Origin of the sequence: Rhodococcus sp. PD04, assembly GCF_035918275.1 — a bacterium.
Classification (GTDB): domain Bacteria; phylum Actinomycetota; class Actinomycetes; order Mycobacteriales; family Mycobacteriaceae; genus Rhodococcus; species Rhodococcus rhodochrous.
The window spans coordinates 1,273,012-1,288,241 of record NZ_CP142143.1 but is presented as its reverse complement, the minus strand read 5'-3'; the positions used below and the strand labels follow the sequence as shown (position 1 = coordinate 1,288,241).

Sequence of the window (15,230 nt, the reverse complement as noted above, 5' to 3'; positions counted from 1 at the left end):
GCACAGGTACTGAGGCGATGCCGATATCCCGATCGCGTAGGGATAGGCGGGGCCGGAACCATCGACATCCGATGATGTACGACTGCCGATCCGGCCCCAACCGGCTCGTCGCACCCCACCGATAGACTCCTCGCGGATTGAAAGGTGGGACATGGTCGATCACACGGAAATCGACGCGCGCGAACTCGAGTTTCGACGTCGATGGCACATGGCCCACGTCGAGCACGCACAAGGTGCGCTCGATTTCCGTTCGGGCTGGCGTGCCAGGAATCTGACTTCCCACGCAAACGAGGCCCGTCTGCTGCTCGACACACTGCGGCGAACCCGCAACCTCGGCGCGTTCCAAGCCGAGAACTCACGATGGGTGGGAAGCTTCGAGTCCGGGTACAGCGGTGCGGCCGGGCAGATGATCATCAACCAGATCAACAAGATGTCGCCCGCTCCGGAGACATCCGTCGCTGTGTTGGTCGACGCACTGGCGACCCCAATAGACCTCGACGATGCTGAGCGGAAGATCCGGGTCCTGGCCGACCATCTGGAAGAGATTCGGGTGGGCGCGCACCCGAGCCCGAAGCGCGCACCGTTCGTCGCGTCGTACTACTGGGGTCTCGACGCCCCGGAGACCTGGCCGGTAGCGTGGCCAAAATCCACAGAGTATGTGGACTTCTGCACGGGAAAGTCTGAATATCCCGATCAAGGTGAGCGCTACGCTGAACTGTATCGCTTCGCGAGGGAGTTGGACGGCGACGTAGTCCGGTTCGAGGAAGTCGCAGCCTGGTGGGCCGATACCAGACCAGCGGTGATCGACGAGGTCCTGTGCGATCGTGCGCTTTTGCGTGAGGGCGCCAAGGAACGTGGCGACGATCCCGAACTGTACCGTGACAACGCCCGGGTTCTGGTCTCCGTTGCGCGCCATATCGGTGCTGCCCTCGAAGGCGATGTCGCGCAGGCCGCGGGTCGCACACTGAAAGCATTCAAGCCAACGCCGATGTGGGACGAGATCTGGCCCCGCGGGGACATGTGGGTCGACTGGCGGGTGCCCGGAACCTACGGTCTTGCCGTTCGTATCTGGCTCAACGGTCACGGACTCGCTGTGGGGCTGCGTCCCTTCCCGCACGCCGAATCAGGAGCCACCGAGGAAGCGGTAGGAATCATCGAGAGTCACCCCCTCCCAGATTACGAGATCATCGCCGGTGGCCGGTCCATCGTCGGTACGGACCGGGGTTTCGTGGGTGGCGGATCGGGCGAGATCGTCTACGCGCGCTGGTTCGACCGCAGCGAGTTGTCGTCGCTGGACCTGCCTGCGGAGATCCTGCGTACCACCGAGCAAGTGGCTCCGCTGATCGCCGAATTGAACGGCGAAGCCACGAGTACCTCTACCCAGGACGACGAATTGGCAACGCTCGTGGCGGAATTCAAAGAGGCGGCGGGATATCCGACTCCCGGTCACGAGCAGGACATCGCCGACCGCCGGGACTTCGCCCGGTTACTCGACGTCGACGAGTTGCAGGTTGCCGATCCCGCGGAACTCCGGCGCATCTGGAATTCCGGCCGCTACGGCAGCACCGGGCCGATGTCGGTGCTCAACACCAGCATCCGCGACGCAGACGAGGCCGAGTACCGCCGGATCATCCAAACCTTCAAGTACCTTTGCTGGGGCGGCGATCCGCCGGCTACCCGCATCGACCGTGTTCTCGACGACGAGGCCCTGCGTGTCCGAGGGCTCGGCGAGTCGGTAATCATGAAGATGCTGGCGATCACACATCCCGAACGTTTCATCACCGTCTATCCGTACACGGGTCCTCGGGGGAAGCTGAAGATGCTCAAGCTGCTTGGACTCGAAACACCACAGCTGTCGTCCCGCGGCGAACTGCAGGTGAATTCCAACGACGCTTTGCGCGCACGCCTGGACAATCACTTTCCCGGTGATCCGCTGGGCATCGGGTCCTTCCTCTACTGGCTGGCCGAACGCGACGAACAGCCTCAGGACGAGACGGATTCCGATCCTCTCGACGCGCTGGCCGAGGAACTGCTCGTCGAGCGGTCCTTCCTCGACGACATCGTGGCGCTGCTCGAGGACAAAAAGCAGGTCGTCTTCTACGGCCCGCCGGGAACTGGCAAGACCTACTTCGCGCGCAAGCTCGCCGAGGCACTGGTGCCCGACGCGGAGCGGCGCCCGATCGTCCAGTTCCACCCGTCCACCTCGTACGAGGACTTCTTCGAGGGGTACCGTCCCGAGACCGACGCCGACGGGGTGATGACCTATCGCCTCAAGAGGGGTCCTCTCGCCGAGCTTGCGGCGCGGGCGCAGGACGCACCCGGTCGCCAGCACATCATGATCATCGACGAGATCAATCGTGCCAACCTGCCGAAAGTACTGGGTGAACTGCTGTTCCTCTTCGAGTACCGCAACACCCCGGTGCGCACCCTCTACCGCCCCGATGATCCGTTCGAACTACCGAAGGACATCTGGTTCATCGGCACCATGAATACGGCGGACCGCTCCATCGCCCTGATCGACGCGGCACTGCGGCGTCGGTTCCACTTCATTCCGTTCTTCCCGAACCGCGGGCCGTTGAAGGGGGTTCTAGATCGATGGTTGGCATGTGAAGGCGAGCCGGCGTGGGTGGGCGAGCTCGTGGCACAGGTGAACGACGAACTCGAGCGCGAACTCGGTGGACCTCATCTGCAACTCGGCTCGAGCCACTTCATGAAGCACAATCTCGACCGCGACGCCCTTCGCCGTATTTGGGAATACAACGTCGAGCCGTTCATCGAGGACCAGTTCTTCGGCGATCCCGAACGGATCAACAGGTTCCGCTTCGGTCAGGTCTGGAGCCGGTTCAGCTATCTGGCAGCCGAGTCCATCAGCGAAGGTGAGTCCTCCGGAGAAGTAGGGAGCTGACGGACGTGTCGGTCCTCTTCGAACATCAATCGGACGAGAGCCTGAGTCTGACCCGGCGCCAGGCCGAGGAACTCCAACAGACCGGTTACGTCGACGTCCAGCCCCTACCCGGGGATCGTTGGCGGGTGAGTGCGAAGAACTACGTCGGCACGCTCGTCTCGGACGGACTCGAACTGCTGATCAGACCGAAGATCGAGCCGGATAACCTCTTTCTGCTGCTCGAGCCGGGCCTGCCGGCCAACGCATGGCGGAATGAGGCGTTCGAGTACGGTGCGTCGTCGAATCTACTGCCGGCGGTGATCTCGTTCTTCGCAAGAACGGTGGAGGGCACCTTACGGCGCGGGGTGCTTCGCTCATACGAACAGAGAGAGGAGGCACTGGTCGCTCTCCGCGGGCGGCCGAACCTCACCGGGCAGTTCCGGAATCCGGGTGTGCTGACCCCGACTTCCTGTTCGTTCGACGACTTCTCGGAGAACATCGCCGAGAACCGGGCACTTCGCTCCGCCGTGCGGGCAGCGCTGCGTGTTCCACTGATCGACGCGGGCACTCGTCGACGGCTCATGCAACAGTTGATCGCCCTCGAAGGCGTAGACGACATCCACGTCCGCCCCGAGTCGATCGACTCGATTCCGTTCACGCGGCTCAACCGGCACTACGCACCGGCGTTGCGGCTGGCTCGTCTCGTGCTCGCGAACCTCACGCTGACCGACGTCCACGGGAAGGTGCAGGCTTCGTCGTTCATGGTCGACATGAACGACCTGTTCCAGCGATTCATCACCGAGCGGCTGCGGCGCATGCTGCGCGGCACGCTCGACGTCATCGGCGAGCCGACCGTACATTTGGGCACCGGCCGCAGCGTGACCATGCTCCCGGACATGGTCTTCCGTACACCCGGCGGACGCCATGTCTACGTCGCGGACATCAAGTACAAGCTCACCGACGATGCGCGCGCCCGCAGTCAGGACTACTACCAGCTTCTCGCGTACACAACAGCAATGGACCTGCCCGAAGGCATGCTGATCTACTGCCGCCGGCAGGACACCACCGCTCTCCGCACGGTGACGGTGCGCAACGCCGACAAGCGGCTCGTCTGCTGCCCGATCGATCTGACAGGGACCCCTGAGGACGTCGAGCGGGAACTCACCGCTCTGGCCGAAAGGATCGCCACCACCGCGTTCGGGGGCGATAGAAACGAACTTCGGTGGTTTCAACCCCGCTGAGCGGGGTTGAAACCACCGAAGTGTCGTGGTGCTAGACGTTGAAGCGGAACGCTAGCGGGTGGCCGGTTTGGCTGATCTACCTGCGGAAATATGCTTTGAACCAGGGTCCTTAGCCCCGTTCTAGCCCCGTATCACACCAGCCGAAGATCAACGTGCCAGAATCACAGCATGACTTCACAGACTGAGAGTTCTGGCGATGAGCCGATCATCGCTTGGCCCGGTCACTACCCTGAGCAATGCCCGCCATCAGACGCTTGGCCTGCCCAGGGTGCATACCTTCGCTACGTGGACACAGTGCCGCCGTCTTCGGAGGAAGATACCGAAAGCCACCTTGAACTCAAGCTCCGGGGTCATCCCCGCTATAAGAACCGCGATTTTGGCGACCCATGCATGGCGGCCGGTTACAGTGTCTTCGACAGTCCGACGTCCGCCGCAAAGGTGCTGCGGTTTGCGAAAGCACTGCGCACGAAGAAACTCGCCCGCGTTGATGTGACAGGGTCCGGCGTGATGAAGCAGACGGGATCGAACCAGGGCCACTTCACGTGGTGGCGGCCACTTGGGGACATATCGTGGGAGAACAGCGAGAGCCTGACATGAGTTGGCTGCCACGAAACACTTCACTCGGATCCCTGACCTTGATTGAGACGTATGAGTTCTACGATGGCCCGAGGTTTTTCTCGTGCCAGTCGGCGACCGGGCAGAAGTACCTCGCCACATGGATAGAAGAGATGGACACGAGCGATCTGTGGCTCTATCTACCCGTGTCGGAACAGCGTTTCCGGACAGTTCGCTCCGGCGGAATATCACCACACACAGCTTTCAAAGAGCCAGAATCTCCGGTATTTGTCATAGAAATGCCTACCGACGGCGACTTCCAAGACAGGATAACGGAGTTGAGGCACGGTGCTGACATTCCGGAGGAATGGCTCCCAGAAAATGGGTACTACCTGGATCTTAAGACCGATACGGCTCCACCCGCCATTCCTGGGACAGAACTCGCTCAGTTAGCACGCCAGCAGAGACGACCGCTGTTTCGGATTGAAGTTGATCCAAGCTTCTCGACTCGCACTACTGCCCCCACCCGTGCGGTAGGCAATCTCCTGAATCTCACTCAGAACCTTCTCGATAATGTCGGCCAATCCGTCCGCGCGTTCGGATCCGATGTGGGGCAACGCGGACGGATTCCTAACGATATCCTCAGCCAAACGGCAAGTGAGATCGTGAGCCTTTCAGCAGCAAGTGTAGTCATCGATATTGGGTCCACAGGACGATTTGACCTCTTCGGATCAGTCTTTGAGGAAGCCGCCAAAACAATTGTCGACACATTGGCAATGGACGAAGGTTCCGACGATTTCCGGCAGGCAGTCCGAAGCCTGACGCCGAGGGCCGCCAAGAGTTTCCGCACATTTGTTTCCCATGTGGCCCGAATGGACGGACCTGCCGTCATGGCACTCGCAAATGACGACGCCACTTACCATGAAGCCCGCCTTTCAAAAGAGAAGCTGGTGAATATGGTCGAAACCGTAAATGACCTCACTCCCGATGAGGAAGAGGAACCAATTCGCGCTCGAATTTTCATCTTCCGAGCCGATACTAAAAGAAATACATTTGCCGCAACCGACACTCGAACAGGCGAGACCATTTCCGGCTTCATCGACGAGGCCGCACAGCCGAAATTTGGAATTTTCCCATTATCGGCCGAGTACGACGCGATTATCGCGGTATCACGAGTGACAGACGAGATCACGAACGAAGTCCACCACACATATCGACTCCTCCAGATAACGCCACCAAGCGATTAGCCCCTGATCGCTCGCACGTTCCCCATCGCTGGTGCTGCCGGGGCCGCGAACGCCGCACCCATCGCGTTGGCGACGTGATCGCTGGCGTCCTCGTACAGGTGCCCGTACGTGTCCATCGTGATCTTGAACGATGAGTGGCCCAGGTGTACCTGGATCGCCTTCGCTGGGACGTTGGCCGCGATGAGCAACGCTGCCGTCGTGTGGCGCATGTCGTGGAAGCGGAGCGCGCTCGGCAGTCCTGCCATGCCGACGGCAGTCTTCCACCACTTCAGGTAGAAGTCGCGGCCCCAGCTCAGCGGTGTGGTCGCTCCGTCGGGTCCGGGCCACACGTACGCCTCGGGAGCGAAGGCTTCGGCCTTGGCGCGCTCGGCTGCCAGGTCGGCCAGGGCGTCGCGTAGGGGAGGCGGGATTGGCACTACCCGCGTCTTGCCGTTCTTCGGCGGGACGACGCACCAGTCGCCGTTCTTCACGGTGCTGATGGATTCCGCCACAGTGATGCGCCCGCGCAGTAGGTCCACGTTCTCCCATCGCAGGCCGCAGCACTCCCCCGCTCGCATTCCCGTCTGCGCGGCAAACCGCACCAGCAACCCGTACGCGGCGTCACCGCTCGTCTGTTCCATCGCCACGGCCAATCGCTCTACCTGGGCCGCGGACAGGTACGCCGTCGACGTCGTGTCGCGGTGAGCCTTGGGTAAGTCGTCGCGGGTAAGGCCGTGTGCCGGGTTGCCGCGTAGGTACCGGGCGCGCACAGCGGCGTCAAGCACCTGCCGCATTACTCGCACGGCGTTATGGACCGTGCCGGGGGCCAGCGGCTTCCCTGCTGAGGTACGGCCGGCTCGCTCCCGGTACCGCGTGTCTCGTTCGGCCCGAGACGAATCCGCCTTCGCTGGCTTGTTGTTATGACCGACCCGCTTACCGTGCAACGACAGGTCCGTAATCCACGCGACCAGGTCCATCGTGGTGATGCTGCCCACCGCCCTATCCGCGAACCTGGGGTAGATGCGCTGCTCCAGGATCGTCCGGTACGACTGCTCAGTCTTCGGCCGCAGGTTGCGGCTGCCCAGCCACAGCTCCGCCACCTCCCGGAAGCTGCGCCGTGCATCGCTGGGGTCGATGTAGTCGCCTCGGTTGCGGTCGGCCTTGATGTTCTCCAGGAACCGCTTCGCCTCAGTCCGCGTGCCGAACGTCTTGCTGCGGCGCTTACCTCCGTCGTCGTACCACCGCGCCTGGAATCGTCCGGTGGTCTGTTCACGAATTGCATAGCGGTTGGTCATGTTTCGCTCCCTTGCCGTCCAACGTTTGTTCACAGCCTACCGGGTCAAACGTTCAGCTCACACGTCAGTCACGTTGTCCGAGTCGAGCTTTCACCTGCGCGTTCAACTGAACGGACGCCTTCAATAGCCCTGATCCAGCCCCAAATCGGTTGTTTTCGGTCGCCAATGTCGCCCTGCCGGTTGACTTGTGCCGCCTACCTGCCGGTACCGCCCAGCCGCCCCGTTACTCCGATGTGGCGACGGCTGGGCGGCAGCGATGCCTACCTGCGCCGCCTGCTGGCGCGGGGGTGGCGCGGTGGTGGGGTGCTACGCCGCAGCTCAACAACGGCGTCTTCGTAGCTCATCAATCCCAGGTCCACTACTTCGTCAGCCGGGGCGGAGTACGGCTCAGGGTCAGGCCGCGCGGGCGGCAGGTCGTCCTCGGCCTGGCGGCGCAGCTCCTCAGCGTCCACTGCTTGGAGGTCGGCGAGCTCCTCGTACACCCACGCCCAGCGGCGCGTCACAGGGCACCTTGCGGGGACGCGGTCTCACCGGACAGAGGAACAGGAAAACCGGCCTCACCTGCCGCCCCGTTGCCAAAGTCCCAAGTGAACTCGTTATCAGTTAAACGATTACCCTTGATAATGTTTCGACCCTTTCGGCTCTTTCGACCTTTCCGTTGGAGCGCCACCATTTCTGGAGTGATGACCTTCGTGACTGCCGATGCGACTTCTACGTCGGTAAGCGACTGCCCCACTGCCGAATACACCTGGGAACGCCCACGAGCCGTCACCGTCAACAGCCCCGCCTCCACGCACAGGGTCCGCCCGAGGTGGAAGAAGTACACGCTATTCAACGGATTACGATCTGTAGCTGAGACTCCCGCGTGTTGGCAGATAGTCTTCACGTTCGGCAGCTTCCCCTCCGCCGAACATTTTACTACCGCCCGATACACCAGCACCGCGCCTTCCACGGCGCGCTCTTCACGGGGCCGGCCGATGGTCCCCTTCGGCGGAAAGCTCATCGTCCCGTCCATTGCCTGTTCCGTGCTCATGCCTGCTCCTTTGAAACGACTTCGGCACATTGCCGGGGTGTGTTGTTGAGGCTGTGACTGCCACTAGGACCGGGTAGGGGGTACATGGGTACCTGTACCCGGCTACCTTTCCGATCTGACCCCTTGAGGGGCCTTCCCACGAATGAATCTCTCTCTTACCTGGTCTTTCAAGGGGACCCTAATTTTGGGTTGACGCGGGGCATGGGGGGTACCCGTACCCCTGTACCCCCTTGTGCCGGGTCACTGTTCGCCCGCACCATCACTCCTTCTCCACGAGCCTGATCAGCCATGTCGGCGAACCGTTCTTGGCCTCGTAGCGAACGAGCTCCACTTCGCCGCGTGCCGCGAGGAGTTCGGCAGCGTCGTCCTTCAAGCCCTTGTCTCGACCGAGAAAGTCCGGCATATCCGAGCGCTTCAACTCACCGACGTCCTTCAGCTTCTTCATGATTCGATCACACACTCGCGAGAGGCCGTCCTTCTGCAACACCTCCACCTTGGCGAGCTCACGCTGTCCTTCGGCTTCTCCCCGAGCCTGATTGGACTTTGCCGCCTCGGAGGCAATTACCTTCTCGACCTCACGGCGGGTGCGATTACTGACCTCCATCACGACCCCGGCCAGATCCCAATCCTCGTCGCCTACCTTGTCGTAGCGTCCGTTCATCACCATCAATCCGACCGCCACCTTGAGCCGCGTCATCAATGCGTGGCCGTCGAGAGGGTTCGCATCGGGATCACCACGCAGCACCTTCTTTCGCTGTGCCAGAACGTCTTCCCGCACGCTTTCCGGGACGGCGAGCACGATGAAGCTCTTCGGATCAGCAGGGACGGTCACCAACGCGATCTCTCCCGTCTCGGCATGGGCGACCGAGAATCCAGTTTTAGGCTGCGGCCAAGGACCCACGATGATCGGTTCCGGTTCGGCGGGTTCAACATCGGGCGCGTCGGCGTCGATGGTCGGCATCCATAGAAACCGCTGCGGGGTGCCACCGTCGGCATCGTCCAGAAGGGGCTGCGCTTTGGTCGGCTGCGCTCCAATTATCATCGTCAGCCTGTATCGGTGCGCCTCCACGAAAACCGATTTGGTCTTATCACGATTGGCGAACCCGAGCGCATCGCCTGTCCACGCAGAGCGCATAGTCGGGAACAGCGTGGACCCGCTGCGGCCACCCTGCGCGGTAAGGGACTCGACTTCGTCCACTGTGAACATGACCCGCGTCCGAAGACCAACGAATTCCTTGGCCTTGGAGTCGTACGCGGCGAACTGATCCACCATCCCTTCACCGCTGCCGACGTTTGGTGCATGAAGCCGCCCGTCGCCGGGAAGCTTGAGCCGGACCAGGTCGCGTGCCGCGGCGCGGGTCACGCTCTTACCCGCGCCCGACGGTCCGACCAGCGCAACGTACGAGTTCACGCTGCCGTGACTGCCGACCAATGGAGGCAGCACCACACGCGGTGGGACCACCGCCAGCGCCCGCATCATCGCAGAACCGAACAGCGCCCACGGCGCGATCATCCGCGCCTGCGCGAACTGACGCACTGCCGACAGCTCCGGACGCGCCGTCCAGAACGCCTCCACTCGTTCTTCGAGGGCGATCTCGTCACGGTTCAGGCGGGCCAGCGTCTCTTCGGGGTCGACGAGCAGCGCCTGCGCTGCCGCCCATTGAGCGCCACGAACGAACTCGTCCCGGCTGGGCCTCGTACGGCCTTCGCGCGCTGAGAGTTCCTTGTCCTCGAACGACTCCTTGAACATCCTCTGCGCGGTCGTGTAGACGTCACTCGCCGGGTACGACCCGGCGATCGCCTCACGGAACCCCATCGCCAAGGCGTTGATCATTGCTCCGTGCCGGGAACCGTGCTCCTTGAGCTCCCTCTCAAACGTCTTGATCAGGCCAGCGAACGCAGGCATCCGCTCGCTGCGGGTGTAGGTGTCAAGGAACGCCTTCATCTCGTCGGGAGCGAGCAACGGCGCTTCGTGTTCGGGAGCAGCACGCAAGCACGCGAGCAATTGCGGTGCCTCGCTCACGAGGGGCAGCGGGCCGGGTTCCGGCCACAGGTAACCACCACCCTTCGTGTCGGCGTCGACGTGCGGAGTCGGGGCCGCGATGATGACGCCGTTCTTGCCGCGCACCTCTCCAAACGACACAAACGCCCCGGCAGAGTTGCCGTACGACTCTCCCGCAGGAACACCGAACACGTAGTGCCCGCGATCGTTCGCTCCGTTGCGAGTGCTCTGGAAGCGCCCCTTTCGCAGCCCTTCCCGCATTTCACCAGGGAGGTCGCTCAGGTCTTCCACGTCCAAGTCAAACACGATTGCCCCGGACTTCCCTACGTGCAAGGCGATTCCGTAATCGGGGTTCTCGTCCCACCACTGCTCGATCTGTTCCGCGTCGCGGGAGGACTTGTCCGGCCACTCGGCACCGAGCAGACTGCCAGGGTTCTTCGTACCGGGCCTGACCGGCACCAAGAACCATCCGGCCGAGGCGTAGGCCAGGGCAGCTTCGGCAAGCGTTAGCCCATTCACATTGGGGATGCACAGCAATGGATTCGACTCTGCCGCTGACGATTCCGCAGTACCGGTAGTTGCCTGCGATACCGGCGTGCTGGTAGCATTGGTCATGTTCGGTCGCTTTCTGGATGGTGGCGATGGAATCCGAGATGGGAGCCTCGGAACTTGAAGACAACGCCCGCCCTGGTCGCTACACCGAGGCGGGCGTTGCGTTGTGGGGCACCCCTTAGCCTACTACCTGCGCTCATCAGAAGCCGTTGCTGCACAATAGATTCGACACTATAGACTCAGCAAAGGAAGTCACACGAGGTAGGGTGAAACTTGCTGGCTCCGTCAGCTGGAGAAGGCCCCGCTCTCCGTTTGAGAAGGGCGCGTTCGGTTCACACCGGGCGCGCTCTTTCTCGTTGTGGCGCTTGACTTACCCACCACCCTGCCGGGGTTGCCCGGTAGCCCTGCAAGCCCGGCAGCGGCCAGCCGGGCACCAGCGATAGGCCACCTACGGGACGTTGGGCAATGTGCCTGGACCAATTGCCGCCCACCGCAACGCTTCGGGGTACTTGCGATCAAGCGACCGACGACACCGCCCGCAGATCACCAGAGCGATGACGTACTGCCCGCGTGCGACGGTGAGGTACGACGCTTCACCCGTCACAGGGCCTCTGTGCCATACGCACTCCATTTCGGTGGGTGGTGTAGGCATCCCCAATACATCGCTCGGTCGGAGAGGAATACGCACGATCCAGCGGTTTCCCGCCCTCCAGCTGAAGAGGACGACCGGGGCATGCTCGGGGAAGTCCTTGCTCCACTTCGGCATCGCCGGATCAACGAGTGGGGCAAGATCGCGGCCCCCACCTCCGCGGAAGTCCTCGTCCCGAAGCTCCTCCGGGACCGTAGTGCAGGCACGGCGCATTCTTGCCATCACGCGGTCTACCGCTCGCTGCAACTTATCGTCGCAGAGTGGACTGTCGTACGTCTCGGCCTCTTTCAGAACCGCGAGCACCTGATCGGCCTGAGCCCGTTGCGCGGCCAGTTCTTCGGGCGTCCAGTCACCGAGAATCTCGTTCATGCTGCACCACCCTTGCTGTTCTGAGTACCACGACCGCCTTCAGCGAGGCTCTGCAGGAAATCCCACAAGTCTCGGTCGCTGTACCAGTTCTGACCAGCGATCTTGAATCGCCGGAGCTCCTTCTGTTCGGTGGCGTTGCGGATGCGGGTGTCGGTGATCCCCTGCACGCCGATCTCATGGAAGAACAGGACCGCCCCGGCACGACCTTTGCGCGTCGGCAGGTTCGAGAGCTCATCGCGATTGATCGGCGCTCGCCGTGCTGGACGCTGCGGTGCAGTGATGGGACGGGCCGCGTGGGCGTGTCCGTATTGCTGGCTCATTGTCAACCTTCCGTTGCATACGAGAGAACGCAGCGCGTCTCCCATGATCGTTTCTCGGGATGTGCGCGTTTCTCTGCTCAGAAGGTGAGCCGCGATGCTGCCTCGGACCGGGCGGTGACCGGCGATTGAACCGCTTTGTTAAAGGCGTCGACCAGAATTCTTACGTTTACGTGCGGGGGCTGCGTTTCGTATGGGTGCCGCACCTGCGCCGTGGTGGCCGCTGTGGTGCTGCCTAAGCATGGCACAGGTAGCCCCAGCTATGCAAGCGGTGTGCGTGCCAAATATGCTGGTAGGGAACGTATTCCACCGATTACGACGCCGGTTTGACGTCTTGAGGCGGAGTGTGATTTGCCGTCTCACCTCAACGCTGACGGCCTCGGACTGCTCGCGGGTCTACGACTGTCCGCGAAAAGAAGTCAAAGAGCGGTACGCATGGGGCTTGTGTGACTGGTGGGATTCCGACTTACACAGCAGAAGACCCCGCGACGATGAACCGGAGAGAACTCCGTCGCGGGGTCTTCAGGAGTAGCCACCCGGAGACAAGTCGATCCGGGCTTGCTCGCGCCGTCGCCAGAGCATGCTCACGCCCGACGGCCTTTGTATCCGCGGGGGCCGGGGTACGGCGTAATCCACGGAGTCTGTGGAGTTATTCGTGAAGTTGGGTGCCGCGCCCCGCCGGAGAGGCAAGGAACCAACGGGGCGCGGCGGTCTGGGCGGCCGTGGCGCTGGGCTGTGTGGCCGTTTAGACCTAGCTGAGCGTCGCCAGGGCTGTGCTGCGGGCGTGATTGGGGTGGTTGGCTGGCCCGCCCCGCAGGTCAACCGCTACCGCTTGAGCTTCGTGCCCGCCGTCGCTCGCCGATTGGGGTTCGGCGTCGCGTGGACGCTCAGCTTCTTCTGCTTCAGGTCCAGCTCGGGCTTGATCTCGACGAGGCGGTCCGGTTTACCGTGATAGCCGACGATGCCCTTCACAAGCACGCCCCGGCCCTTGGGCGTCTTGAACTCTGCGCCGAGCTTCACGCCCTTGTATTCGCCGCCCTGGCCCACGACGAGATTCTTACTGAAGCTACCGCTGACGTAGCTCTTGCCGACGCCCGTGGCGACCTTCGTCGCTCCGGTCTTCGTCGCGGACTTGGCGGCAGTGCGAGCGCCCTTCGCGGTAGTGGCGACCTTGGTCCCCGCGCCAGCGAACCGACCCAGCCGATCGCGGCGCTGATTCCGTCGGCGGGCCATGTCAGCTACCCCGGCGTTCCAGCTCGTCGGCCAGGGCGCGTAACCCCTTCGGTTCGGCCATCTTCGGTGCTTTGCCGCGATACCGCCCGCCGTCTGCTGGCAGCGCGTCCTCCAAGCCCTGGGGCGTCAGCCCCGGACCCCAGGAATACTCGCCGGCGTCGGGGTGACCCTCAGCGACGGGAAGGTCCTCAACGGGACCGTACGCACCTGTCCGCCAGCTCATCAGGACCACGCCCACGTGGGAGCGGTGTAGGTGAGATCGGTGGTCACCTGCACGACGCACGCCGCGCTGCGGTACCGGATGCCGCACCCGAACGAACGCTGGAAGAACGAATCCTGCAACGGGTACCGCTGGTCGCGGCCCGGGATGATCCGCAAGCCCTGGTACGCGGGGTTCGTGTGCTGGCGGAACGCGACGGGGTTCCGGGCGCTGTTCGGCCCGCCCGTCGCCACCACGGCGAAGTAGCCCGCAGGGACGAAGTACGACGGGACGATCCAGACCGGGCCGTAGCTGCCGAGCACCTCCAGACCGCCGAACTCACCGGGCGCTACCTGCCCGACCACGTTCTCGGCCGTCAGGTACGCCGGGGCGCTGTCCGACGGGATGAAGTCGAACTTGCTGACAACGCCGTTGGCCTCCACCCCTGCACGGAAAGTGCTGATCTCTTCGGCCTCGTTGGGGTGGCACAGCACGATCAGCCGCGTATCCACCGAAGTGCCGAAGCCCTTCAGCCGCACCGCGTTGATCGCGTCCAGCAGGTCGCCGGGGTCGATGGCCGCATTGCCGCTGGCGAGGTAGTGACTCGTCGTGGTGGGGAATTCCAGACCGGCGTGCGGGGGCGGTGCCATACCGTCGGTACCGTTCCACAGCCCGAAGACGCGGTGCAGGTGTTCGTTGGCGCCTTCGGTCAGGTTGAACAGCCGCCGCAGCAGCGTCCCGGTCACGAGACGGTTGTCGGCCTCCAGCGCGCTGTTGATCGCGGTCTGGACCTGTTCCGCCGTGGCAGAACGCAGGAACTTCCACGTCATGCGCGACGCGAGGTCGAAGTCCTTGAAGTCGTAACCGAGAATCAGCGCGTCCGGCGAATTACGCAGTCCCACAGGCTCTCCGAATTCGGAGGCTTCTTCGAAGTTGTCGCTGGCGGCCTGCTGCGGGATCGCGTCGCCGACGTTGGTCGTCGGGTAGCTGATGAGTGCCGCCAAGGCGGACCGTTCGCGGTTGTAGAGCGACATCGCCGTCGCGGCCTGCGTCCAGATGGCGTTCAGGTCCACGCCGTCGGCGGTCTGGTTGACCAGTACGTCGCCTTCGGTGGCGTAGCCCTGGTCGCCGCCCCAGGCGTACAGCTGGGAAATGTGGGTGTTCATTGATTGCTCCAATTCGGTACGAGAGTTAACGGGCGAGCGAACCGAGCTCTGCTCCGGTTCTGTAATTGCTGCCGGTCCCTGACCGAACTGGGTACTGCTGATTTGCTCAACTGTCCGCGGACGCTGTCACGCGGGTAATGCGGGGGTATTGCGAGGCGGGCACTGCCCGGTTGACGCCAGGCTACGGCCTGCTGGTGGCTACGCGCCAGGCTGACCGCCGTGATACCCAACGGCGGTAGTTCGGGGGCGGTTCAGAGGTAGCCCTGCGGTAGCCAGGGGTAGGGCAGTGTGTGCTTCTACCTGCGACACTACTTCGTTCGTCGCCGAATTACCGCAGGTGGCGTGGGCAGGAAAATAGCTCGCAGTGCTTACTTGAAATCCGCCAAGCGTCGGTTCGAGTCCGACTGGGGGCGCCCTATAACCCCTGGTAGAGGCGTTCTCCCCGCCGGGAGGATCGGCCAGGAGTGGGGCGTACTACTCACGTGCAACCCGCCGGGGGTAACCTCGTC

General features: G+C 62.9%; 11 protein-coding genes. 4 read left to right on the top strand and 7 right to left on the bottom strand.

The window, feature by feature from the left end:
- The first annotated feature begins 151 nt into the window (after positions 1 to 151).
- From U9J23_RS05980 to U9J23_RS05965, 4 genes are all read left to right on the top strand, one after another.
- On the top strand, positions 152 to 2,905 hold the full coding sequence (locus U9J23_RS05980; RefSeq protein WP_006550677.1) for an AAA family ATPase: 2,754 nt from the start codon (positions 152 to 154) through the stop codon (positions 2,903 to 2,905).
- Positions 2,906 to 2,910: 5 nt separating this feature from the next.
- Positions 2,911 to 4,125 carry an McrC family protein gene (locus U9J23_RS05975; protein WP_326601862.1) on the top strand — a complete coding sequence of 405 codons (1,215 nt, stop codon included), beginning with the start codon at positions 2,911 to 2,913 and terminating at the stop codon, positions 4,123 to 4,125.
- 285 nt (positions 4,126 to 4,410) lie between these two features.
- Positions 4,411 to 4,722 (top strand): hypothetical protein, encoded by a 312-nt coding sequence (locus U9J23_RS05970; RefSeq protein ID WP_326601860.1) that lies wholly within the window; start codon positions 4,411 to 4,413, stop codon positions 4,720 to 4,722.
- Positions 4,719 to 5,927 carry a DUF6575 domain-containing protein gene (locus tag U9J23_RS05965; RefSeq protein WP_326602852.1) on the top strand — a complete coding sequence of 403 codons (1,209 nt, stop codon included), beginning with the start codon at positions 4,719 to 4,721 and terminating at the stop codon, positions 5,925 to 5,927. The genes U9J23_RS05970 and U9J23_RS05965 overlap by 4 nt, the downstream gene beginning before the upstream one ends.
- On the opposite strand, the gene U9J23_RS05960 is transcribed toward U9J23_RS05965, so the two are convergent.
- The 7 genes from U9J23_RS05960 to U9J23_RS05930 all read right to left on the bottom strand — a co-directional run bounded on the left by U9J23_RS05960 (position 5,924) and on the right by U9J23_RS05930 (position 14,721).
- Entirely contained in the window at positions 5,924 to 7,201 is a 1,278-nt protein-coding gene (locus U9J23_RS05960; protein ID WP_326601858.1) for a tyrosine-type recombinase/integrase, read from the bottom strand. The genes U9J23_RS05965 and U9J23_RS05960 overlap by 4 nt on opposite strands.
- Before the next feature lie 499 nt (positions 7,202 to 7,700).
- Positions 7,701 to 8,234: a hypothetical protein gene (locus U9J23_RS05955; RefSeq protein ID WP_326601856.1), complete on the bottom strand. Its 534-nt coding sequence runs from the start codon at positions 8,232 to 8,234 to the stop codon at positions 7,701 to 7,703.
- Positions 8,235 to 8,493: 259 nt separating this feature from the next.
- Complete coding sequence (locus tag U9J23_RS05950; protein ID WP_326601855.1) at positions 8,494 to 10,851, bottom strand: bifunctional DNA primase/polymerase; 2,358 nt, start codon at positions 10,849 to 10,851, stop codon at positions 8,494 to 8,496.
- Positions 10,852 to 11,236: 385 nt separating this feature from the next.
- Positions 11,237 to 11,806, bottom strand: coding sequence for a hypothetical protein (locus U9J23_RS05945; protein ID WP_326601853.1), 570 nt, complete (start codon positions 11,804 to 11,806; stop codon positions 11,237 to 11,239).
- The gene (locus tag U9J23_RS05940; protein WP_326601851.1) at positions 11,803 to 12,126 is read right to left on the bottom strand and encodes a hypothetical protein; all 324 of its coding nucleotides are present in this window, start codon (positions 12,124 to 12,126) and stop codon (positions 11,803 to 11,805) included. The genes U9J23_RS05945 and U9J23_RS05940 overlap by 4 nt, the downstream gene beginning before the upstream one ends.
- An 822-nt stretch (positions 12,127 to 12,948) precedes the next feature.
- The gene (locus tag U9J23_RS05935) at positions 12,949 to 13,356 is read right to left on the bottom strand and encodes a hypothetical protein (protein WP_326601849.1); all 408 of its coding nucleotides are present in this window, start codon (positions 13,354 to 13,356) and stop codon (positions 12,949 to 12,951) included.
- A gap of 222 nt (positions 13,357 to 13,578) precedes the next feature.
- Complete coding sequence (locus tag U9J23_RS05930) at positions 13,579 to 14,721, bottom strand: hypothetical protein (RefSeq protein ID WP_326601847.1); 1,143 nt, start codon at positions 14,719 to 14,721, stop codon at positions 13,579 to 13,581.
- Between the last annotated feature and the right edge of the window lie 509 nt (positions 14,722 to 15,230).